The organism is Veillonella sp. AF36-20BH (assembly GCF_003602765.1).
Classification (GTDB): Bacteria; Bacillota; Negativicutes; order Veillonellales; family Veillonellaceae; genus Veillonella; species Veillonella hominis.
The window spans coordinates 258,098-280,694 of sequence record NZ_QTLR01000001.1; the positions used below are offsets into that span (position 1 = coordinate 258,098).

Annotated in this window: 24 protein-coding genes and 5 tRNA genes; 27 read left to right on the forward strand and 2 right to left on the reverse strand. The window is 36.6% G+C overall.

Annotated elements, in window-relative coordinates; all coding sequences use genetic code 11:
• The 10 genes from DW000_RS01265 (at position 1) to DW000_RS01310 (ending at position 5,405) form a co-directional block, all read left to right on the forward strand.
• A complete protein-coding gene (locus DW000_RS01265) occupies positions 1-909 on the forward strand; it encodes a S1-like domain-containing RNA-binding protein (protein ID WP_024061794.1) in 909 nt (302 codons plus the stop codon).
• A 5-nt stretch (positions 910-914) separates the two neighbouring features.
• Positions 915-2,255, forward strand: coding sequence for a Trk system potassium transporter TrkA (trkA, locus tag DW000_RS01270; protein WP_008713810.1), 1,341 nt, complete (start codon positions 915-917; stop codon positions 2,253-2,255).
• Positions 2,256-2,267: 12 nt separating this feature from the next.
• Positions 2,268-3,755, forward strand: coding sequence for a TrkH family potassium uptake protein (locus DW000_RS01275; RefSeq protein WP_120054740.1), 1,488 nt, complete (start codon positions 2,268-2,270; stop codon positions 3,753-3,755).
• 15 nt (positions 3,756-3,770) lie between these two features.
• A complete protein-coding gene (locus DW000_RS01280; protein ID WP_021148086.1) occupies positions 3,771-4,367 on the forward strand; it encodes an MBL fold metallo-hydrolase in 597 nt (198 codons plus the stop codon).
• 50 nt (positions 4,368-4,417) lie between these two features.
• Positions 4,418-4,493 (forward strand) — tRNA-Asp (locus DW000_RS01285).
• 5 nt (positions 4,494-4,498) lie between these two features.
• Positions 4,499-4,574 (forward strand) — tRNA-Phe (locus DW000_RS01290).
• Positions 4,575-4,581: 7 nt separating this feature from the next.
• Positions 4,582-4,656, forward strand: a tRNA-Gly gene (locus DW000_RS01295).
• A gap of 9 nt (positions 4,657-4,665) precedes the next feature.
• Positions 4,666-4,740: transfer RNA gene (locus DW000_RS01300), tRNA-Cys, on the forward strand.
• Between the two features lie 14 nt (positions 4,741-4,754).
• Positions 4,755-4,843: transfer RNA gene (locus DW000_RS01305), tRNA-Leu, on the forward strand.
• A 106-nt stretch (positions 4,844-4,949) separates the two neighbouring features.
• Positions 4,950-5,405, forward strand: coding sequence for a DUF523 domain-containing protein (locus tag DW000_RS01310; protein WP_120054741.1), 456 nt, complete (start codon positions 4,950-4,952; stop codon positions 5,403-5,405).
• Positions 5,406-5,499: 94 nt separating this feature from the next.
• Here the strand turns inward: DW000_RS01310 and DW000_RS01315 are convergent, their stop codons facing one another.
• Entirely contained in the window at positions 5,500-7,332 is a 1,833-nt protein-coding gene (locus DW000_RS01315; protein WP_004693202.1) for a phosphoethanolamine transferase, read from the reverse strand.
• Between the two features lie 169 nt (positions 7,333-7,501).
• Here DW000_RS01315 and DW000_RS01320 point away from each other — a divergent pair, with 169 nt between their 5' ends.
• From DW000_RS01320 to DW000_RS01380, 13 genes are all read left to right on the forward strand, one after another.
• Positions 7,502-8,227: a segregation/condensation protein A gene (locus DW000_RS01320; RefSeq protein WP_077708377.1), complete on the forward strand. Its 726-nt coding sequence runs from the start codon at positions 7,502-7,504 to the stop codon at positions 8,225-8,227.
• A 12-nt stretch (positions 8,228-8,239) separates the two neighbouring features.
• Complete coding sequence (gene scpB / locus DW000_RS01325; RefSeq protein WP_004693207.1) at positions 8,240-8,749, forward strand: SMC-Scp complex subunit ScpB; 510 nt, start codon at positions 8,240-8,242, stop codon at positions 8,747-8,749.
• 1 nt (position 8,750) lies between these two features.
• Positions 8,751-9,479 carry a pseudouridine synthase gene (locus DW000_RS01330; protein WP_004693208.1) on the forward strand — a complete coding sequence of 243 codons (729 nt, stop codon included), beginning with the start codon at positions 8,751-8,753 and terminating at the stop codon, positions 9,477-9,479.
• Positions 9,476-10,723 carry an NAD(P)/FAD-dependent oxidoreductase gene (locus DW000_RS01335; protein ID WP_024061799.1) on the forward strand — a complete coding sequence of 416 codons (1,248 nt, stop codon included), beginning with the start codon at positions 9,476-9,478 and terminating at the stop codon, positions 10,721-10,723. Before DW000_RS01330 ends, DW000_RS01335 begins: the two co-directional genes overlap by 4 nt.
• A gap of 8 nt (positions 10,724-10,731) precedes the next feature.
• Positions 10,732-11,415: a (d)CMP kinase gene (gene cmk, locus DW000_RS01340; RefSeq protein WP_004693214.1), complete on the forward strand. Its 684-nt coding sequence runs from the start codon at positions 10,732-10,734 to the stop codon at positions 11,413-11,415.
• Positions 11,408-12,028, forward strand: coding sequence for a lysophospholipid acyltransferase family protein (locus DW000_RS01345; protein ID WP_008600814.1), 621 nt, complete (start codon positions 11,408-11,410; stop codon positions 12,026-12,028). Before cmk ends, DW000_RS01345 begins: the two co-directional genes overlap by 8 nt.
• Positions 12,019-13,917: a bifunctional 4-hydroxy-3-methylbut-2-enyl diphosphate reductase/30S ribosomal protein S1 gene (locus DW000_RS01350; RefSeq protein WP_008600816.1), complete on the forward strand. Its 1,899-nt coding sequence runs from the start codon at positions 12,019-12,021 to the stop codon at positions 13,915-13,917. The genes DW000_RS01345 and DW000_RS01350 overlap by 10 nt, the downstream gene beginning before the upstream one ends.
• 113 nt (positions 13,918-14,030) lie before the next feature.
• The gene (gene der / locus DW000_RS01355) at positions 14,031-15,365 is read left to right on the forward strand and encodes a ribosome biogenesis GTPase Der (RefSeq protein ID WP_008600817.1); all 1,335 of its coding nucleotides are present in this window, start codon (positions 14,031-14,033) and stop codon (positions 15,363-15,365) included.
• Positions 15,365-15,961 (forward strand): glycerol-3-phosphate 1-O-acyltransferase PlsY, encoded by a 597-nt coding sequence (plsY, locus tag DW000_RS01360; protein ID WP_008713826.1) that lies wholly within the window; start codon positions 15,365-15,367, stop codon positions 15,959-15,961. The genes der and plsY overlap by 1 nt, the downstream gene beginning before the upstream one ends.
• Before the next feature lie 3 nt (positions 15,962-15,964).
• Positions 15,965-16,963 carry an NAD(P)H-dependent glycerol-3-phosphate dehydrogenase gene (locus tag DW000_RS01365; protein WP_004693223.1) on the forward strand — a complete coding sequence of 333 codons (999 nt, stop codon included), beginning with the start codon at positions 15,965-15,967 and terminating at the stop codon, positions 16,961-16,963.
• A gap of 67 nt (positions 16,964-17,030) precedes the next feature.
• Complete coding sequence (rsmD, locus tag DW000_RS01370) at positions 17,031-17,582, forward strand: 16S rRNA (guanine(966)-N(2))-methyltransferase RsmD (RefSeq protein WP_008713828.1); 552 nt, start codon at positions 17,031-17,033, stop codon at positions 17,580-17,582.
• A 4-nt stretch (positions 17,583-17,586) separates the two neighbouring features.
• On the forward strand, positions 17,587-18,078 hold the full coding sequence (coaD, locus tag DW000_RS01375; protein WP_004693226.1) for a pantetheine-phosphate adenylyltransferase: 492 nt from the start codon (positions 17,587-17,589) through the stop codon (positions 18,076-18,078).
• 11 nt (positions 18,079-18,089) lie between these two features.
• Positions 18,090-18,557, forward strand: coding sequence for a hypothetical protein (locus DW000_RS01380; protein WP_004693228.1), 468 nt, complete (start codon positions 18,090-18,092; stop codon positions 18,555-18,557).
• Between the two features lie 167 nt (positions 18,558-18,724).
• Here DW000_RS01380 and DW000_RS01385 read toward each other — a convergent pair whose 3' ends face one another.
• Positions 18,725-20,440, reverse strand: coding sequence for an NFACT RNA binding domain-containing protein (locus tag DW000_RS01385; protein WP_008713830.1), 1,716 nt, complete (start codon positions 20,438-20,440; stop codon positions 18,725-18,727).
• Positions 20,441-20,567: 127 nt separating this feature from the next.
• Here DW000_RS01385 and DW000_RS01390 point away from each other — a divergent pair, with 127 nt between their 5' ends.
• From DW000_RS01390 to rpoZ, 4 genes are read left to right on the forward strand one after another with little or no spacing between them, the layout of a single operon-like run.
• The gene (locus tag DW000_RS01390; RefSeq protein WP_118091443.1) at positions 20,568-21,449 is read left to right on the forward strand and encodes a YicC/YloC family endoribonuclease; all 882 of its coding nucleotides are present in this window, start codon (positions 20,568-20,570) and stop codon (positions 21,447-21,449) included.
• 14 nt (positions 21,450-21,463) lie between these two features.
• On the forward strand, positions 21,464-21,733 hold the full coding sequence (locus tag DW000_RS01395) for a DUF370 domain-containing protein (RefSeq protein ID WP_004695657.1): 270 nt from the start codon (positions 21,464-21,466) through the stop codon (positions 21,731-21,733).
• Between the two features lie 8 nt (positions 21,734-21,741).
• On the forward strand, positions 21,742-22,371 hold the full coding sequence (gmk, locus tag DW000_RS01400; protein WP_004695659.1) for a guanylate kinase: 630 nt from the start codon (positions 21,742-21,744) through the stop codon (positions 22,369-22,371).
• A 4-nt stretch (positions 22,372-22,375) separates the two neighbouring features.
• Complete coding sequence (gene rpoZ, locus DW000_RS01405) at positions 22,376-22,591, forward strand: DNA-directed RNA polymerase subunit omega (RefSeq protein WP_004695660.1); 216 nt, start codon at positions 22,376-22,378, stop codon at positions 22,589-22,591.
• The last annotated feature ends 6 nt before the right edge of the window (positions 22,592-22,597 follow it).

Genomic DNA, 22,597 nt, shown 5'->3' on the forward strand with positions numbered 1-22,597 from the left:
ATGGCTACAGAATTGTTGGAAAATACAATTGCCACATTAAAAGTGTTGCGTACTAGTGATCAAGGTGCTTTTTTAGATGGTCAAACTGGCAATACTAATGATGATATATTGCTTCATAAAGATCAACAAATTGCTCCTGTGGCTATCGGAGATGAAGTCGAGGTTTTTTTATATCGAGATCCAAAAGGTCGTTTAACTGCCTCTATGCGTCTACCAGCCATGAAGGTTGGCCAAATTGGTTATGTTGAGGTTATCAATACTACAAATTTTGGTTGTTTTGTTGAGGTAGGTACAGAACGTGGTATCTTTATGCCTCATGCGGAGATGCGTGGTAGACCTCAGGTAGGTGAAAAAGTATGGGTTCGTCTATATACTGATAAATCCGGTCGTTTGGCGGTATCCATGGATGTAGATGATGAAATGCGTCGTGCTTCTAAAGCTGCAACAGAAGCTATGGTAGGACAACTTGTAAAGGGGGCAATCTATAATTTAACTAGTGAGGGGGCTTTTTTTATTACCCCTGAGCGTTGGATTGCCTTTTTGCATCGTTCCGAAATGACGAGAAAGTTAAAAGTAGGGGAAATGATTGAAGGCCGTATTACTTTCAAACGTGATGATGGTCGCGTTAATGTCTCTATGCGTCCTACAAAGGAAAAGGCTCTTGTTTCAGATGGAGATATTATCATGGGGTACCTGTTAAATCGTGGGGGTAAGATGCCTTATAGTGATGAATCTTCTGCTATGTTGATTAAAGATAAATTTAACATTAGCAAATCTGCCTTCAAACGTGCTTTGGGGCATTTAATGAAAGAGAAAAAGATTGTTCAAGAGGAGGGGTGGACATTACTTACCGACATAGGTCGGCAGTGGACACCGCCTGCTAATAATGAGTCCCAAGATGAGGAATAAAGTCAATGAAAATAGTCATTGTAGGTGCTGGTAAGGTTGGTTATTCATTAGCACAACGACTTATTCAAGATGATCATGATGTATATGTCATCGACCGTTCTCCAGAACGCATTCATAATCTTGAAAATACGTTAGATGTTAGTCTAGTTCTAGGGAATGGCAGTGATGTTCAATTATTGAATGAAATCGATATGTCTGATGTTGGTATGTTTATTGCTGTTACTGATTCAGATGAGGTTAATATGCTATCCTGTTCGGTAGCAAAAATAAAAGGTGTTCCTACGACTATTGCACGCGTTCGCGATAATAGTGTGGCGGAACATATGGATGAGGAAATACGAGCTCAATTAGGTGTTGATCTCTTCATCAATCCTGAAATGGTTACAGCTCAAGAGTTATTACGAATTTTAGAAACACCATCAGCTATAGATGTTGAGGAGTTCGGACAGGGTGCTGTGCGCCTTATGGAATTCAAATTGAATAATGAATTTCCTCTATTAGGACAGCCATTAAAAGAGATTCGCTTTCCTGAAGGTGTTCTGTTAGTTGGTATTTTACGCTATGGTGAAATGATTATTCCTCATGGTGAAAGTCGATTACAGGCTGATGATAGTGTATTTTTCCTAGGTTTGAAAGAGTCCGTTTCTGAAGTGGAGAACCTTTGGTTCCATAATTATAATACATTCTATAAACGGGCTGTCATTATTGGGGCAGGTCTCTTAGGTCGGAACTTAACTGTATTACTAGAAAAAGCTGGTTTTTCTGTGAAGGTTATTGAAAAAGACTTTGACCGTTGTGAGAACCTGGCAAATCAAGTGGATAAAGCTATGGTTATCAATGGAGATGGCACTGATTTTGATTTGCTTGAAGCTGAGGAAATTGCTGATAGTGATGTAATTATTGCTCTAACTGATGACGATAAACTTAATTTACTAGTAGCACTCGTAGGTAAGCATATGGGCATCCCAAAAACCGTTGTTCGTGTGGGACGGCCAGAATATATTATGCTGATGGAGCAAGTAGGTATTGACGTTGTATTTTCTCCACGTTTATTAACAGCAAGTCAAATTTTGCGCTTTGTACGAAGTGGAGAAGGGGTTGTATCTATTTCCACCTTTGAAGGTGGTAAAGCCGAATCTATCGAAATTGAAATTACCAATGAATCGCCTGTGGCAGGTAAACAATTGAAAGATATACGTTTACCTGGGAAGGCCTTAGTAGGTGTAATTTTACGGGAAAATGAAGCTATCGTACCTCGTGGTAATACTCAAATTTTAGATGGTGATCATATCGTTCTCTTTACATTACCTGAATCGGTAAGCAAATTGCTTAAATATCTTACTTAGTAAGGAGGGGCTATGCGAATTCAAATCGTTATGTCCTTAGTGGGTCGACTACTCTATATATTTGGGGTTTTTACTTTAATCCCTTTTATATACAGTGTTGTATTTGAAACTGCATATTGGTCATTCCTTATAACTACAAGCCTTTCTTTAGTTTTGGGGACGCTTTTATCTTATTACGGTTGTGAAAGTCAAAGCTTTAGTATTCGTGATGGGTTCTTAGTTGTATCCTCTACTTGGATATTCACGGTTATTTTGGGGGCTTTACCTTTTTTGGGGAGTGGCATATTGACTAATGTTTTTGATGCTTTATTTGAAGCCACTTCGGGTATTACTGCAACTGGTGCAACTATTATTTATAGTGTTGATGCGTTACCAAACACATTTGTATTGTGGCGTGGTCTTATGCACTGGGTTGGAGGGATGGGGATCATCGTCCTTATCTTATCATTTTTAAAGAATTTAGGAGCAGATGCAGCACATTTCTTTAATGCAGAGGCATCTGTACCAAAGCCTGGCGTTGTAATGCCACGTATTCAATCAATGGCCACCAAGCTTTGGCAGTTGTATATTGCCTTTACTGCTCTTTGCTTTCTTATGCTGTGGGCTGGCGGCATTGAACCTTTTGATGCGTTAAACTATGCCTTTTCTATTATTGCCACAGGTGGATTTGCACCGACATCAGCAGGGGCTTTTATTTATGAACAAAGTAATTATATTTGTTTCGTATTTATATTCTTTATGTTTCTTGCTGGTGGCAATTTCTCTGTGTATTACAATGCACTTCAAAAAGGAATTCGCGTTTTAATTAATGATTTTGAAACACGTATGTACTGGCTTGTAGTGTTTATTGGTATTGCCATTGTATCAATATCTCTAGCATTACAATCTAGCTATTCTAGTCCTTTAGAGATTGTTAGAAATGCTGCCTTTAATTTAGTTTCGCTTCAAACTGGTAGTGGTTTTGCTATTAGTGATTATGATTTGTGGCCTGCTGCAGCACAGATGATGTTATTTATTTGTACATTTTTTGGTGGTTGTAGTGGTTCTACAACGGGCGGTGTAAAAATTATACGACTTATTATTTTGATTAAGAGTTCTATAATTTATCTGCGAAAATCAATTCATCCTGATATGGTTCAAGTAGTACGTATTAATGGCAAACCGATGCCTACTAAATGGATCCAGATGACACATCAATTTTTATTTTTATATTTAATGATTTATGTGATATCTGTTTTTCTAATGACTTGTACTGGTCTTAATACATATGATTCTATGCAAGTGGTTACGGCCTTTCTTAGCAATGTAGGACTAGGGTTTGGTGGCTTTGGTCCTACTGATTCCTTTAATGTTATGCCGGATACTGCTAAATGTATTGCTATTGTAGACATGTTACTAGGTCGTTTGGAGTTATTTACGATTTTAGTTATGCTTCACCCTCAGTTTTGGGAAGGGTATTTTATTAAAAAAGAGGTTCCTAAACGATATCGTATTCTATAGGAGGGCGGGAACTATATGGAAGTTATAAAACGTCCTCTAGGGCTTTATAAAGCAAATTGTTATGTGCTTATCAAAGAGGGAAAATCTATAATTATTGATCCGGGCTTTCATTGTAACCATATTATTGATATGGTTGCAGATTCTGAACCCATAGCAGTTTTATTGACACATGGTCATTGTGATCATGTGTCAGCCTTGGATGAAGTGTGTACACATTATAATATTCCCGCTTATTTACATCCTTTAGATCAAGAGTTGTTACAGTTAATTCGACGGAGACCAAGTGTATATAAGAAAAAAATGTATACACATTGTAATGATTTAGTAGAGGGGCAATTAAATTTAGATCCTTTTGATATATTAGTTCATCATACACCTGGGCATAGTGCGGGATCGGTTTGTTTAGAAATTGAAGGGTATCTATTTACTGGTGATACCTTATTTAAGCAAAATGTGGGAAATACAGATAATTATAAAAGTGATCCAGCTGATTTGATTAAGAGTTTGAAATATCTTTTAACTTTGTCCAAGGATTTGATTGTTGAGCCAGGACATAGGGAATCTACCATATTAAAAAATGAGGAAGAATTTATTAAAAATATTGTAGTATAGTGTTGACAAAAGTCCTGATAACCGATATACTAAGCAAGTACTTTGGTTACGGCCCCGTGGTGTAGCGGTTAACATGTCGCCCTGTCACGGCGAAGATCGTCAGTTCAAATCTGATCGGGGTCGCCATTTATGCCTCGGTAGCTCAGTTGGTAGAGCAACGGACTGAAAATCCGTGTGTCGACAGTTCGATTCTGTCCTGAGGCACCATTTATATGCGGGAATAGCTCAGCGGTAGAGCACCGCCTTGCCAAGGCGGGGGTCGCGAGTTCGAATCTCGTTTCCCGCTCCAATTTTATATGGCGGCATAGCCAAGCGGTAAGGCAGAGGTCTGCAAAACCTTTATTCCCCAGTTCGATTCTGGGTGCCGCCTCCACAATCGTTACCCATGCCGGGGTGGCGGAACAGGCAGACGCAACGGACTTAAAATCCGTCGGTTGGAAACAACCGTACCGGTTCGATTCCGGTCCTCGGCACCAATTAAGACTAACTTAGGGTTAGTCTTTTTTCTTATATACAATTAAAACGATTTGTGAAAATTATTACTATAAGTTACGTATAAATATATAAGAGATAGATAAATCTATGAATAAGAAACCTAAGTTATTAATTAGTGAATGCCTATTTGGTGTACCTTGTCGATATGATGGCAAAGACAATTATATAGAAACGATAGAGGCTCTAAAGGAATATTATGAATTAGTACCTGTATGTCCGGAAGTGTTAGGGGGACTTAGTACGCCTCGTGATCCTGCGGAGCGGCAGGGTGAACGTATATGTACTGTTAATGGAGCTGATGTTACCGATGAGTTTGTAAGAGGTGCTCAATTAACAGTTGATATTGCACTAAAATATGGTTGCAAGCAAGCTTTGATGAAGGCGAAAAGTCCTAGCTGTGGATATAAGCGCATTTATGATGGAACTTTTACTAGAACAATGAAAAATGGCCATGGATGTACTGTAGAGGCTCTACTTGAAAAGAATATAACAATTTATACTGAAAATGATATAGAGCTTTTACTTGCAAAAAAAAAGAGATGAGTTTAACTCATCTCTTTTTGATTATATCAAGTTATTTTACTAGTAAAATAACTCAATATAATAGAAAAATAATGGCTACAATATTAATTAAAGACTACTTGTTTGCATTAACAGGATCATTTGCTAATGGTTGTTCACCAAGTAATGTAGTTAAGTTATGTAGATTAAATCGATATTGAGCATTACTAAAATCTCGTGTTGCATCATATCGTTGACTTGGAGCATGCATGAGACCAACTAATGTATCGTATAGCAAATCATTAGTAAAGAATTGATGCTCGTGTTTTGCAAGTACCTCAGCAGTCTGTGGATAGGTTGAGCGATATTGTGGAGATAGGTATACCCAGAATGGAATATGTGTCATAACAAAATCAAATGTATCAGGGTTATGCGATTTGTCTAAACTTTCACCGTGATCGGAGAAATACACCATGGCTTGTAAGTTTAATTTGTCTTTGCCATAATTGTAAATTTGTTGTAATAACCAGTCTGTGTATAATTGGCTGTTAGCATATGCTTCTTGACCATCAGGATACGGACCTTGTTTCCACTTGCTAAATTCATGAGGGTAACGGTCATTGTAATAAATATGACTACCCATAATATGTATAACGATAAAGTTGTTTTTGGTAGGATCTACAGTTTCTAATAATGGCAATAGAGCTTCATCATATCGATCTGAGAATGCATAAGATTCATGGGCCCATTTTGTTGTGTCTGCAGTCTTAGCCATTAATGAAATAGCTGTATCATATTCACCGAATACACCTTGATTGCTAAACCAAGAAGTCGTGTATCCCGCTTTTTTAGCAATATCTAAGATATTGGCTGAATCAAGAAATGGTTTATCATCATATTGATTTCGTTCAGATAGTGCACGCTCCAAGGTTGGTACTGTTTGTACGTACGATGAATAGGCATTATCAAAGAAGACAAAGTCTTTATTGTCCGAACGCATATTGCCTTGCCATGGAGTATCGTCATATGGGAAGTTTGGATTATATACTTTCATATAATCTCGAGAACTAGATTCTCCAATGACTAGAATAATAGTACCAGGTGTTTTGTTCACCGCTGTTTCCTTTGTGTCTAAATTAAAGGAATCAAATACTAAGTGGTGATTATCATTATATTGTTGCATTTGTTTTACATAATCGCCTGCAGCAATCCAGTTCGCCACAATACAGGTTTGTGGGAACAAGAAGAATGGTACATATACTAAAAAAGCTACAAGGGATGCGATAAGCATAGCTGAGCGCATAGGGCGTGTAGTATTTAAGTTTACTACTGCTTTCATCCCTAAGTTAGACCAGTACAATAAATAAGTCCATAAGATAAGACCAATACTTATTGCTATAAGACCAGGTATTCCAGCTGCATTCTTTAAAAAACCAAATGCTTCTTCTGGATTGGTCATATATACGGCTAGCAGACTGGCTGGCGTTAAGCAATGCCAAGTAGTCATGTAATAGCCAATTTGTAAGAATGGTATTAAGCTCAAGATCATGGAAATGATAGCCATGATTAAGGATGTTGTTTTATGGAAGCGATTTGTTTGGTTCAGTAAAAACTGAATGCCTGATAATCCCATGAAAATTAATAAGCCAAATAAAAAATCATTAGCAAATTCATAGAAGTATAATGGCTTCACATAGGACCAATGGAATAAAAGAGGAAAGGTAAGTGCCCATAAGATTCCGACTAGGCCATACCCTAAAAAAGGCCTGTGGAAAACGGTACACCCCATAAAATATTGAAATAAAAAGGTACCTACAATTGTTGGTACAGCTAAAATCGTAATATCCTCTACATCAAGCCCTAAGGTTATGGGCTCATAAATTAAAAATAAGATGATATATAAAACAATACCTATAATACCAAAGCGAAAAATTGGATTTCGCCCAATTTGCCTCACACTCGATGACATAATAAATCCTCTCTAAAAGGAATACACAATAACGTATCTTTTTTTAATATAAAATAATTACAATAATAAAGATAGCAGATGAGTGTAAAAAAAACAATTATTTGAAAGTACTACTATAAATGCTTTATAATTATATAGTTAAAAACATTTTTTCTGAGGATTGGGTTTTATGGGAGATTATAACTACAAGTTGGACGTTTTTGAAGGTCCCCTTGATCTGCTCTTGCATCTCATTGAAAAACATAAAATAGAAATTACCGATATTCCTATCGTTGAAATAACGAGTCAATACTTGGCATATCTAGACAATTGGAACCATTTTGATATTCATTATAGTAGTGAATTTCTTGTTATGGCATCTACCTTATTACAGATTAAATCACGCATGTTATTACCTAAGGCTGAACCTGAGCCTGATGAAGCAGAGGATCCACGTGACGAGTTGGTAGCAAAATTAGTAGAATTTAAGAAAATTAAGGATATTACATCTCTATTAATGGAGCGTACCGCTGTATCTGCGAATATATTTAGTCGTCCTGAAGAAACGAGTGTGCTTGGATTAGATAGTGTATATAATTTGGAACTTTCACAGTTATATCAAATTTTTTATCAAACTATAAAACGGGCTAAAGAGTTACCAGAAGAAGAGACAATTCGTGAGGTAAAGGTTGAAAAGGATACGTATAGTTTAGAGGACATGATTATATCCTTGTCTAGTCGTATACATCGTGGCGAATGTCTATATTTTAGGGAGTTATTAGTAGCAATTGATACGAAAAGTGGTATGGTAACTATCTTTATGGCTGTTTTAGAATTATTAAAACAACAAGTTATTGAAATGCGCTATGAAGATGATGATATTATATTCACTGCTACCTTAGAGAGGGCCGTGTAGAAAGGGGGCCATATGAGCTTACCAACGATGCATTTAGAAGCCGTTTTGTTTTCATCGGCAAAGCCTATATCGATAGATATGTTAGCAGAAGTGTTTGGGCTTTCCACAGAGGCGACACAAAAATATATAGAAGAATTACAACGAGAACTAGAAGAACAGAATCGAGGTATTCGAATACGTATATCTGGAGCTGGTGTTGAATTAGTAAGCGCTGTTGAATGTGCTGATTATGTTGGGCATATTCGTAAAAGAGAAGATAAATTATCTAATGCGGCTATGGAAACATTAGCTGTTATCGCCTATAAGCAGCCTATTACAAAGGCTGAAATCGAAGAGGTGCGCGGTGTAAATAGCGATAAAATTATAAAACAATTATTAACTCGATCTCTTATAGCTGAATTAGGTCATAAGGATACTGTAGGTAGACCGATTCTATATGGCACGACTGATGAATTTTTGAGAAGTGCTGGTGTAGAATCGATAGAAGCCTTACATCAAGAAGTTTCGGAAACAGAAGGATAGCATGGAACGATTACAAAAATATATTGCCAGTTGTGGTATTGCATCACGGCGTAAGGCAGAAGAACTAATTACAGAAGGTAAAGTACAGGTCAATGGTCGCAAGGTAACCGAATTAGGGGTCAAAATTAATCCACAAAAAGATAAGGTTAAGGTTAATGGCCAATTATTGGCTCAAGAGAAACCAGTATATTATTTGTTAAATAAACCAAAGGGTGTCATTACATCTGTGTCTGACCCTCAAGGTCGAGAAACGGTTTTAGATTATATAAAAAATGAAACGAAAAGAATTTACCCTATTGGTCGTCTCGATTTATATACAGAAGGTTTGTTACTGCTTACGAATGATGGAGAGTTGGCACAAAATCTAACACATCCATCTAAAGGCATTGAAAAGACTTATGAAGTTCGTATCAAAGGTCGTGTTCGCGATGATGATTTACAAATTATTGCAAATGGTGTAGAGCTTGAAGATGGTATAACTGCACCTGCAACAATTGTAGATTTAGGTTTTGATGATCATAATGGTGTACATGAAGTAGAAATTACAATTCATGAAGGTCGTAATCGTCAAGTTCGTCGTATGTTTGAACACTTTGGCTATCGTATTCATAATTTAAAACGTATTGCGTATGCTGGTCTTACTTTAGGTGGTGTGAAACGAGGCGCTTCTCGTCAACTAACAATTCGTGAAGTAAAAGCGCTAAAAGCATTGGGGACAGATAAGGCATGAAGCAAATCATAGTTATTGGCGGTGGTGCGGCAGGTCTAATGGCAGCTGTTATAGCAGGCCGTGAAGGAGCACGCGTCATCTTATTGGAAAAAATGAATATGGTTGGCAAGAAAATGGGCATTACCGGTAAAGGTCGCTGTAATATTACGAATAGTGCAGATATGACCGAATTTATAAAAAATACGCCTGGTAATGGTAAGTTCTTGTACGGTGCTTATGAACGCTTTAGTAATGAAGATCTTCTGGACCTTTTGCATAGCTGGGGGTTAAAAACTAAAGTAGAACGTGGGGGACGAGTGTTTCCTGAATCCGATTCTGCATTAGAAGTTCGCAATATCTTTATGAAAATCCTAAAAAAGTATAATGTTCAAGTTCATTTAAATGAACCTGTTACATCGATTACTGTACAGGAAAATCGTGTAGTTGGTGTTACAACGGATAAGGAACAATATGCTTGTGATGCTGCTATTATTTGTACTGGTGGTGCATCTTATCCATTGACAGGCTCTACTGGTGATGGTTACGTTTTAGCCGAAAAAGTGGGACATACTATTACTGATATTCGTCCATCCTTGGTTCCTATCGTTACAAACGAAACGTGGGTAAAGGAAATTATGGGGCTTAGTCTTCGTAATGTTGAGGTTTCCGTAATTTCTAAAAGTAAGGTACAAGCAAAACAATTTGGGGAAATGATGTTTACTCATTTTGGTCTTACGGGGCCTACAATTTTATCATTAAGTCACACGGTAGGTAAGTTGCTTCGTAAGAAAAATCCTCAAGTTACCATTGAAATTAATCTTAAACCTGCTTTAACTGCAGAAGTATTGGATAAGCGCTTGCAAAAGGATTTTGATTTATACTCTAAAAAACAATTGTCTAATGGGATGAAGGATTTACTACCTGTTAATCTTATTCCCATTGTTATAAAGCTTGCTGAGTTAAATCCGGCTAAACCAATTAATCAAATTACAAAGGAAGAGCGTTTGCGCTTATGCCATGTATTGCAACATATGACAGTAACTGTTAAGGAATTACGACCTGTAGCGGAAGCTATTGTTACAGCAGGTGGTATTTCATTAAAAGAATTTAATCCTAAAACTATGGAGTCTAAATTGATTGGTGGTTTATATGGTGCTGGTGAAGTACTAGACATAGATGCTTTTACAGGAGGCTATAATTTACAAGCTGCCTTTTCCACAGGCTATGTGGCGGCTATGCATGCCGTACACGGTGATAAAGAATAGAGGTTATTATGAACACTAAAAAAATTGCCATTGCTATTGATGGTCCTGCTGGGGCTGGTAAAAGTAGCATTTCTAAAGTAGTGGCCAATGAATTAGGGTATTTATATATCGATACAGGTTCCATGTATCGCGGTGTTACATGGGCAGTTCTTGATAGTCAAATCGATGTTAAGGATCAAGCTGCTGTAGAAGCTTTATTACCTTCTTTAAATTTGACTTTAGAGCCTACTGCAACAGCATGCAAGGTCTATATTAAAGGGAAAGATGTTACATCATTAATTCGCCAGCAGCAAATTAATGATAATGTATCGACTATAGCTTCTTATAAAGGGGTTCGACAATATTTGGTAGAACGCCAACAAGAGATGGCCGCCGTTGGGGGAGTTATATTAGATGGACGTGATATCGGTTCTGTCGTATTACCTAATGCAGAGCTAAAAATTTATTTAACCGCTTCTGTAGATGCGCGTGCAAAACGTAGATGGTTAGAAGTACAAGGTACATCAAACGAGCAAACACTAGATGAAATTAAAAAGAATGTTGTTAGTCGTGATGAAATGGATAAAAATCGTGAAGAGTCTCCACTTGTATGCGTTGAAGATGCAGTAGTTGTAGACTCTAGTAATATGAATTTCGATGAAACTGTGGCATATATATTGAATTTAGTACAGGAGACAATCAATCATGAATAAATTTTCTACCTGGTTATGGCGTACCGCTTTTTGGCTTCGCTATAAGGTAGGGTATGGGTTGAAAGTATATGGTCGCGATAATTTTCCAATGGAAGGGCCTGTTATCGTGGTGCCTAATCATTTAAGTAATAACGATCCCCCTATCTGCGGCTATGCTTTGCCTAGACATGTACACTTTATGGCTAAACAAGAATTATTTGTGAATCCCATTTCACGTTTTTTTTGTACATGGCTTGGTGCATTTCCGTTAAATCGCGGTGCTATTGATAAAGTTGCTATTCGTCATGCCATGGGACTACTTAAAGACAATAAGGTTTTAGGCATATTTGCAGAAGGAAACCGTCAAAAAAGTGGTAAACTTGGTAGATTCCATGATGGTGCAGCATCAATTGCTCTTAGAACAGGTGTTAGCATAGTGCCTGTTGCTATCATTGGCTCTCACAATATGGAACGTAATAAAGTGGCTTGTATTATTGGTAAACCAATCCCAGTTGAAAAAGCTAAAGCGACTCCAGAAGCAATTCAAAAAGTAAATGATAGTGTTAAAAGTGAAATCCAACGAATGATAGATTCTTATCATAACAATTGTATAGAGGAGACTTTATGGAAATAATTTTGGCTGAAAACCATGGTTTTTGCTATGGTGTAAAACGGGCTGTCGAAATGGCAAATGAAGCTGCAAATAGCGATGGTAAAAGCTATACATTAGGACCTATTATTCACAATCCTCAAGTTGTAGGTCGTCTTGAAGATAAAGGGGTAAGCCCTGTTCAAGAAGTGTCTGATATCGCTGAAGGCACAATGATTATTCGCTCTCATGGTGTAGGACCTGCTATTTATGAAGAGGCAGAAGAAAAAGGATTACATGTTGTGGATGCCACATGTCCACATGTAAAAAAGGCACAGCAAGATGCAAAGTCTGTTATAGATGAAGGTATGACTTTGGTGATTTTGGGAGAAAAAAACCATCCTGAGGTCAAAAGCATTAATTTATGGGCAAATAACGAAGGAATAATCATCGAAGATGAAGAATCCGCTCAAAAACTACAAGTTGTGGAAAAAATGGGCGTTGTTGTACAAACAACCTTTTCACAATTCAAATTTAACAGTATAATAGACATATTAGAGAAAAAATCTAAGAATCTTAAGGTTTTCAAAACGATATGCAATGCAACGCAAGAACGACAGAATTCTGCCGTTGATTTAGCACGTAATGTAGATCTTATGATAGTGATAGGCGGTAAAAACAGCGGCAACACAAACCGATTGGCAGAGGTTTGTCGTGACGTTGGATGTACAACGTATCACATTGAAACTTCTACTGAATTACAACTGGAATGGTTTAACCGAGTACAGACGGTAGGAGTAACAGCAGGAGCATCGACTCCCGACTGGATTATTAAGGAGGTCATTGAGACAATGAAAGATTTTGCAGAATTATTAGCAGCCGAAGGTCAAGAAGAATTTAAGAAAGGGAACGTTGTAGAAGGTACAGTAGTTCAAGTCGAAGATGAACGAGCTTATGTATCTTTTGGCTACAAAACTGAAGCCATTTTGAACAGAACTGAAATTTCTTATCCAGCACCAGAATCTGCCAAAGATGTGTTAAAAAATGGTGATGAAATTAAAGCAGTTATCATGAATCACATCAAAGAAGATAATCCTATTTATCTTTCCATGACTCGCTTGGCTAAAGATGAAGATTGGCAATATGTTATCGAAGCACAAGAAAAAGATGAAGCTATCGTATGTAAAGGTATTGATGCTATCCCAGCAGGTTTAGTAGTAACAGTTAAATCTCTTCGTGGTTTCATTCCATTGTCCCAAGGTGATGTTCATTTCGTGAAATCCTTGGACAACTTGGTTGGTACAGAATTTGAAGCTAAAGTACTTGAAATCGATGAAAAGAAAAACCGTTTGGTTCTTTCTCGTCGTGCAGTATTGGAAGTGGAACGTCAAGCTAAATTAGCTGAAGCATTGAAAAATATCAACGTTGGCGAAAACTATAAAGGTATCGTTCGTAAAATTATGCCTTATGGTGCATTCGTAGATATCGGCGGTATTGAAGGTTTACTTCACATTTCCGATATTTCTTGGCAAAAAATCAAAAAAGTGGAAGATGTTCTTTCCGTTGGCCAAGAAATCGAAGTTAAATTACAATCTTTCGACGCTGAAAGCAATAAATTATCCTTGTCCTTAAAAGCTTTATCTAAGAGCCCATGGGACGTTGCTGAAGAAACATTGCATGTTGGCGATGTTATTAAAGGCAAAGTTGTTCGTTTAGTAGCTTACGGTGCATTCGTAGCTGTTAATGACGACATTCAAGGTTTACTTCACATTTCTCAAATTACAAAACAACGTAATGCGAAAGTTGAAGATTACTTGAATCGTGGTCAAGAAGTTGAAGTTAAAATCATTTCTCTTAACAAAGATGAAAAGAAATTGGGTTTGGCTTTGACTGAATTGATGGAATCAAAAGAAACTGCAGAAGACGCTGAATAATTCATTGTCTAATATAAGGCTAGCCAAGGTTTCCTTGGTTAGCCTTTTTGCGTACTTTACTTAGTATATGATAAAATATAGTAATGTATTAGATTAGATAATGAGGTGAAACTATGGCAAAACCATTAGTGGCTGTTGTAGGCCGTCCAAACGTAGGTAAATCTACACTTTTTAATGCCATTGTTAATAAACGTATCTCTATCGTTGAAGATATTCCTGGTGTGACAAGGGACCGTATTTACTTCGATGCAGAGTGGTTAAATCGTGAGTTTACAATGATCGATACTGGTGGTATCGAGTTCATTACTGACAATAGTCATGTTATTCCTAAGATGATGCGACTACAAGCGGAATTAGCAATTGAAGAAGCAGATGTAATTCTATTTGTCGTTGATGGTAAACAAGGTATTGTACCTGCTGATGAAGAGGTCGCAAATATTCTTAGAGCTAGTGGAAAACCTGTTGTACTCGTAGTTAATAAGATTGATAGTGTAAATCAAGAACCGAATATTTATGAATTTTACAATCTTGGTTTGGGGGACCCCATTGGTATTTCCGCTAAAAATCTTATGAATTTAGGTGATCTATTGGATGATACTGTAAAACATTTTCCTCCAGTAGGTACTAATGTAGATGATGAAGATACTATTCATGTTGCTATTATAGGTCGTCCAAATGTGGGTAAATCTTCTTTGACTAACGCATTGTTAGGACAAGATCGTGTAATTGTATCTGATGTAGCAGGTACTACTCGAGACTCTATTGATACGTATTGGACTCATGAGAATCAAAAGTTTGTACTTATTGATACAGCAGGTATGCGTCGTAAGTCTAAAATCGAAGAAGCCGTTGAACGATATAGTATTGTTCGTTCTTTGCGATCAGTAGATCGTGCTGATATTGTAGTCCTTGTACTAGATGCTCAAGATGGTGTTACAGAACAAGATAAAAAAATTGCAGGTTACGCTTACGAAGCTGGCAAGGGTGTAGTGATTGTTGTAAATAAATGGGATCTTGTTGAAAAAGATGACAAAACAACATTGCGTTTTACTGAAGATATTTATGATGAATTAGGTTTCTTGCAGTTTGCACCTATCCTGTTTGCTTCTGCTTTAACTAAGCAACGTATTCATCGTTTAGCTGATATGTTGAAGTTCGTATCTGAACAACAATACCGTCGTGTATCTACAGGGACGTTAAATCAATTATTACAAGATGCACAAACCGTAAATCCTGTGCCGTCTCGCAATGGTAGAATTCCAAAAATCTATTATATGACGCAAGCTAGTGTTAAGCCGCCTACATTCATTTTATTTGTAAATGAACCAGAGCTAATTCACTTCTCTTATATGCGTTTCTTAGAGAATCGATTGCGTGAATCCTTTGGTTTTGAAGGAACACCGATTCGTTTAGTATTACGTGGCAAGAAACGGGATGATGAAGACTAATGGATATTATGATTATTGTATATGCTGTATTATCATATCTTATCGGTTCGATTCCTAGTGGATTAATTATAGGTAAGTTTTTCTTTAATACAGATGTACGGCAATATGGCTCTAAAAATATTGGCGCTACTAATACATATCGTGTTATAGGTCTTAAAGCAGCCTTACCTGTATTTCTATGTGATGCTTTAAAAGGGGCAGTAGGAGTAGTGCTACTCTCACCCTATGGGCCTATGTTTATGATCTTAGGTGGTATTCTTGGAATGATGGGGCATAACTGGTCTGTTTTTCTGGGCTTTAAAGGTGGTCGTGGCGTTGCTACGGGTTTAGGTGTACTTATTGCTCTTTCACCAATAGTAGCATTGATTTGCTTTTTGGTATGGGGTGTTATCGTATACTTCACTAAACTTGTATCTTTAGGCTCTATCATTGCCGCTGCATTAGTACCAGTACTGATGTATTTCACTGGAGAATCCTTCTGGTTTGTTGGCTTTGGCGGATTAGCAGCTTTGTTTGTCATTGTACGTCACTGGGATAATATTAAGCGTCTACTTGCTGGAAATGAGTTAAAAGTAGAGCGCATTAAAAAGGATTAAAGAATGAATGTTGTTGTTATCGGCTCTGGTAGTTGGGGGACGGCCCTTGCTATTAAATCCGTTTTAGCTGGAAATACTACAACTATATATTGTCGTCGTCCAGAATTTGCAGATAAACTTGCAAAAGACTTAGAGAATAAAGACTATTTACCAGGTGTAAAACTTCCAGAAGAATTACAATATAGTTCTGATTTAGAGGCCTGTATTAGTAATGCCGAAGTGGTATTAATGGTTACTCCTTCTGTACATGTACGTACCAGTTTAGAGGCTATTAAACCGTATGCTCATAAAAATCAAGCCTATATTCTATGTTCAAAAGGTGTAGAACGAACCAGTGGCAAACTTTTGACGACTGTGATGAAAGAGGTTCTTGCTACCATAGGGTGTAATTTAGCGGTTTTGTCTGGACCTAATCATGCAGAAGAGGTTGGTCGCAACTTACCTGCTGCATCTGTGCTGAGTACTGAAAGCCTAGAGGTAGCTACAACATTGCAAAAGGCATTATGTAGTCAAAATTTTAGAATTTATGCAAATACTGATATGATTGGTGTTGAACTAGCAGGAGCCACGAAAAACATCATTGCCCTTGCAGCTGGTATTGCAGATGGTTTAGCTTTAGGGGATAATTGTAAGGCTTTACTATTAACACGTGGTCTTCATGAGATGACTCGCTTTGGGGTGGCCTTAGGGGCCCAAAAAGAAACCTATGCTGGTCTTGCTGGTATGGGGGATTTGATTGCTACTTGTATGAGCCCACATGGTCGTAACCGTGCGGCTGGTCAAAAACTAGCCGAGGGTAAGACTATGGATTTTATTGTTAATCATACTAATATGGTTGTAGAAGGATTTTTCGCAACAGAAATTATTTATACAATGGCTTGTAAACATCAAATTGAAATGCCTATAACGAAGGCTTTATATGAGGTTTTATACGAAAAAAAATCTCCATCCATAGCATTAGCTGAGTTGATGGGGCGTGATATTAAAATTGAAGTATCATAAATAAAAGATACTTTTAATTTGGTTATTTATATACTATAATTAATGAGTATAATCTTGTGAGGGTTGTATGCGAATTATTGGCGGAACTGCTAAGGGACATGCTATAAAAGCACCTAAAGGATTAGATACTAGACCTACACTTGATCGTGTTCGTGAAAGTGTATTTAATGTATTAGCAAATAGAGGTATATTTGGTTCTGATATACTAGATATATTTTCTGGCACTGGTGCAGTAGCAATTGAAGCCTTAAGTCGTGGTGCAGCACATGCAGTAGCAGTGGACTTTAAAACGGGAAAACTAATTTTAGAGAATGCTAAACATTGTCGTGTGGATGATCGGTTAGAAATTATTCCGAGGAAACTTTCACAATTAAAAAATTATATAGTAGGGCGACAGTTCGATTATATATTTTCTGACCCGCCATATGAAAATGGATTTATACAAGATACTATAGATTTGGTTGTGAACTATGATTTGTTAAAACCTGAAGGTGTTTTATTATTAGAACATCATAAGGATGAGGTTTTTACCTTACCAGAATCATGGGAATGTATAAAAGAACAGAAATTTGGTTATACGTTGGTTTCCTATTTTGTAAAGACAGCTGAAAGGAGCTAAACCTGTGCGTATAGGTGTATGTCCGGGTAGTTTTGACCCAGTTACTAATGGACATGTTGATATTTTTGAACGGGGCAGCCGATTGGTTGATAAATTAATCATTGCTGTCAGCTCAAATCCGAATAAAAATTCCTTATTTTCTATGGAAGAACGGGTTGAGATGATTCGAAATTCTGTCAAACATATTCCTAATGTTGAAATTGATTGTACAGGTGGCTTACTCAATGAGTATGTTAAATCCAAGAATGCTACTATTATTATTCGAGGATTACGTGCATTGAGCGACTTTGAATATGAATTTCAGCGCGCATTATTTGCAAAATATTTGGATGATGACATTGAAACAGTATTTATTATGACAAATAACAAATACTCTTTTGTCAGCTCCACGGGTATTCGTGAACTAGCTAAATTTGGTGGTAAGCTAGATGGTCTTGTTCCGGATGATGTTAAGGAAAAACTTGAAGAACGCTTTAATACGGTCCATAATAAATAGGGGTGAATTGTATGAAAACAGAAAAATTATTAGAAGATTTAGAGGTTCTTATTGAATCTAGCAGCCGTATTCCTATGACTACAAAACGTATGGTTGAGGAAGACGAAATTATGCGTATTATTGATTCTATTCAGGAATCCTTACCTTTGGAACTTGAAGAATCTCGTCGTATTGTAGCAGATAAAGATAAAGTGTTAGCTGATGCTCAACGTCAGGCTGAAACTTTGATCGATCAAGCTAAAGACTACATTGCTAAATTGACAGCTGAAAGTGAACTTGTAAAACAAGCTCAAGAACAAGCGAATCAAATTATTAATGCAGCAAATCAATCCTCTGATGAGTTGAAAGCTAGTTCTATTCAATATGCTGGTGATGTTCTTAAATATGTTGAAAACAACTTGGAAAAAACATTGGAAAGTTTGCGTCAAAATCGTGAAAGTTTGAAACAAACTGAACAACGTACAGAAGAAAACCAATAGTTTAAACAAAGGCTAGATATCATATTATATCTAGCCTCTTTTTTTATATTTTAAATTCCATAGAAAACTTAAGATAAGTAATATCAATTTTCAGATAAATATGTAAAAAATAATGTGAGCGAAATAATAAACCAAAAATAAAAGCGAAGGGATACCTTCGCTTTTTATCATTCATTATAGTTTTCTGGCTTTTTAGGCTCCACAATCATAGTTTGATGGGTATTAAAAATAACAAATCCCAAAGGAGATCCAGGTGGCTTTTTGATATTTTTAATGTATGTATAATCTACTGGGACCTTACTAGTATCACGAGCTTTACTGAAGTAGGCTGCATATTGAGCTACTTTAGATAGAATCATATCGTCTGGCTCAACATTGAGTCTTAAAATAAGGTGCGAACCTTGGATATCCTGTGTATGGAACCAAATGTCAGTTGGCTTTGCAAATCGGTGTGTTAAATATTCGTTTTGTTGATTGTTACGACCGATGAATATTTCACCTTCATCAATTGTTAAGTGAATGTAGTTAGATTTGCCAAGCTTGTAAGATAGTGGTTTTTTTGATTTTTTTATGATACCTGCATCCATGCATTCTTTGCGTATTTCTTCTAAGCTTTCACGAGTTGTGGCTAAAGAGATGCTGTACAGAATAGATTGTAAGTATGCTAGTTTTGTAGTACTAGCATTGAGTTGGAACTCGCCACTAACCATACGATTTTTTAGTTTTGTATAAAGCTTATAATACCATTGTGCATTTTCCACAATCGTTAAGTTTGGCTTTAAAGGAATCGTTAACATTTCATTTTCTTCAGAGAGCAGATTTTGTAATTCAATAGAAGGCTCATATTGCACTTGAAGGTGTGCATTTATCATTAGAAGATCACCATATAATTTATAGGTTTCCATTTTCTTAGTATCTTCTAATTCATCTTTAATCTTTTGATGGCGACCTTCTTCCTTTTTGATGGCTGCTGTTAAGATTTTTTCTAACTCTTTATCAGCTGTATGAATTGCTTTTGTATTATGAATGGATTCCTCTAAGGCTTCAGAAATAGTGTTGTATTCTTTTAATACCTTATAGTTATGTAATAAAATACTTGCGTAAGCTTTTTTATTGTTATCGTTGACTAAAGTAAACAAACCTTTGCTATTTTCGAGTTTTACCTTGAGATTGTACAAGGCTTTAGCAAGTGTATCTAGTTGAGAAGTATCTAAATCAGTTATGATTTCCTCACCACTTAATTTGGAAATATATAAAAGTTCATCCAATAAAGGTTTACCAAAACCATTAAAGATAGCTCGAATAGATTGCTGCACAGAGCCATTACCAAAGGAAGTAAGTAGATTTTTTATTTCATTATTATCAAAGTCCATTAAACTTACGCGATTAGCATTAGGTGGTAAATCATACTGTAATTTTGGACTAATAATACGTTCACGGTTCATGAGAGGGGAAACGTGAATTAAGGACTCTAAAATAATACCGTCTTGTACGAAGATACAGTTGGAATATTTGCCCATTAATTCAATATAAATATATGTACTCGTAATAGAACCATCCATTTCTAGTTTATCCGTTTGGATACACATGATACGGTCGCCGTTGATTTGTTCCACCTTTACGATGCGGCTACCTTCAATATGCTTTCGTAAGAACATGCAAAGTGAGCTTGGTTCTTTTGGTAGATCTTGAAGTGGTTGGCTAAGATACATTGCTGGTGTGGCACCTACGGTAATAATTAAGTTTTGGTCTTCGTTAAGTGCTCGAACTTTAAATAATAATGTAGTTTTATCTATTTGATATAGTTTTTGTATTTGACCTGTTTGTAGTCGCTCGTTTAATTCTTTAGCGAGTACAGACATGGTAAGTCCGTCTAAATTCATAGTACTCCTTTCAAATATATTTAGAAGTATAGTTTAGTATACCATAGTGTACATATAATTCTTAGTATTTAAACACGGATTGTGTAATTCGTGGTACAATAATAAAAACTACTAAGGAGGATGATTTATGAAAAGTATGACCGGTTTTGGTTCTGGCACAGCAACCAAAGATGGCATTACCTGTACGGTAGAAATTAAGTCCGTAAACGCTCGCTTCTTGGATCTGTTTATTCGTAGTCCAAAACAAATGAATCCTTTTGAAAGTACTATTCGTGGAATGATACAAGATCGTATTACTCGTGGTAAGGTTGAGGTATCAGTTTCTATTTTAGATACAGGGGAGCGACCTAAAACTTTTACTATTAATAGTGTATTGAGAAAACAAATACAAGAGTTGTTGGTACAAGAAGAATTCTATGATGATTCTAAAAAGGTACCTTTACAAGCTGTAAATTCGATTTCTACCGAATGGGTTCAACAACAAGATACACCAATTGGAGAAGATGTTCTATCAGATATTGTAAAAGAAGCAACGACTCAAGCATTAGATGCTTTAATAGCAATGCGAACTGCGGAAGGTCAACATATCAAGCAGGATTTATTAGATCGTATCGATACACTTGAAAAGATCATTACTAAAATTGACACTAATAAATCTGGTGCTGTAGAAGCATATCGCGAACACATAAAAACTAAAATTCAGGAATATTTAGTTTCTTTAGAAGCGAGTATTAGTGAGGATCGTTTTATACAAGAGATTGCTCTATTAGCTGATAAGACGGATATTACGGAAGAGATTGTCCGATTTACCTCTCATGTGGTACAATTAAAAAATACACTTGCAGATACAAACTCAATCGGTCGTAAGGTCGATTTTATTTTGCAAGAAATGAATCGTGAGGTAAATACAATCGGCTCCAAAGCAATGGATTCGATTATTACTGAGCTTGTGGTTCAACTTAAATGTGAGTTAGAGAAAATTAGAGAACAAGTACAGAATGTAGAGTAATAGGAGGTCTATGAATGAGTATTCAATTACTGAATATAGGCTTTGGTAATATGGTATCTGCTAACCGTGTTATGGCTATTATTAGTCCTGAATCCGCCCCTATAAAGCGGATGGTTCAAGATGCTAGAGACAAGGGATTGCTCATTGATGCCACATATGGTCGTAAGACACGTGCTGTATTAGTTATGGATAGTGGTCAAATTGTATTATCTGCAATTCAACCTGAAACCGTAGCACATCGACTTGTGCAACATGATGTGGATGTAGATACAGTGGAATCATAGGAGTGCATATGTCAGACAGAGGATTATTAATCGTTATATCCGGGCCATCTGGCGCAGGTAAGGGTACGATTTGTGCGAATATTCGTAAAGAAATGCCTAATTTAGTTTATTCCGTTTCTATGACAACCCGTGCTCCACGTGTGGGTGAAAAGGAAGGAATTAACTATTTCTTCCGCTCTAAAGAGGAATTTGAGTCTTTACTTAGTGAAGACGCATTCTTAGAATATGCTAAGGTATATGATAATTACTATGGTACTCCAAAACAACATGTAATGGATTTATTAGATGATGGAAAAAGTGTACTATTAGAAATCGATATTCAAGGCGCTATGCAGGTTAAGGAACGTTTTAGCGATGCTGTATTTATTTACATTGTACCGCCTTCACTATCTGAGTTATCTGAACGTTTACATAATCGTGGCACAGATGCTAAAGAAGTCATTGATAAACGATTGTCATTGGCTTGTTCAGAATTGGCCTTAGCTCATCGTTATGACTATATCGTCGTAAATGATGATTTAGCAGAGGCTTCTGAAAAGGTTGCCTCTATCTTGCGAGCTGAGTCTTGTAAGATTAGTCGTAATAAAGAGCAAATTCAATATATTTATAAACAATATCAAGAGTCTAAGGAGAAGTGATAGTATGATGGTAAAACCTCCATTAAAAAAATTGGAAAGCCAAGTAGATAGCAAATATACATTGGTGACTTTAGCGGCTAAACGCGCTCGCGAATTAACAGATGGCGAACCTTGCTTAGCAGAATCTACACATGCGACTGACAAGCCTGTATCTTTGGCATTTTATGAAATTGCTGAAGGTGAAGTGACATATAAACGCACTAAAGAAGGCATTAAATAAAAAATC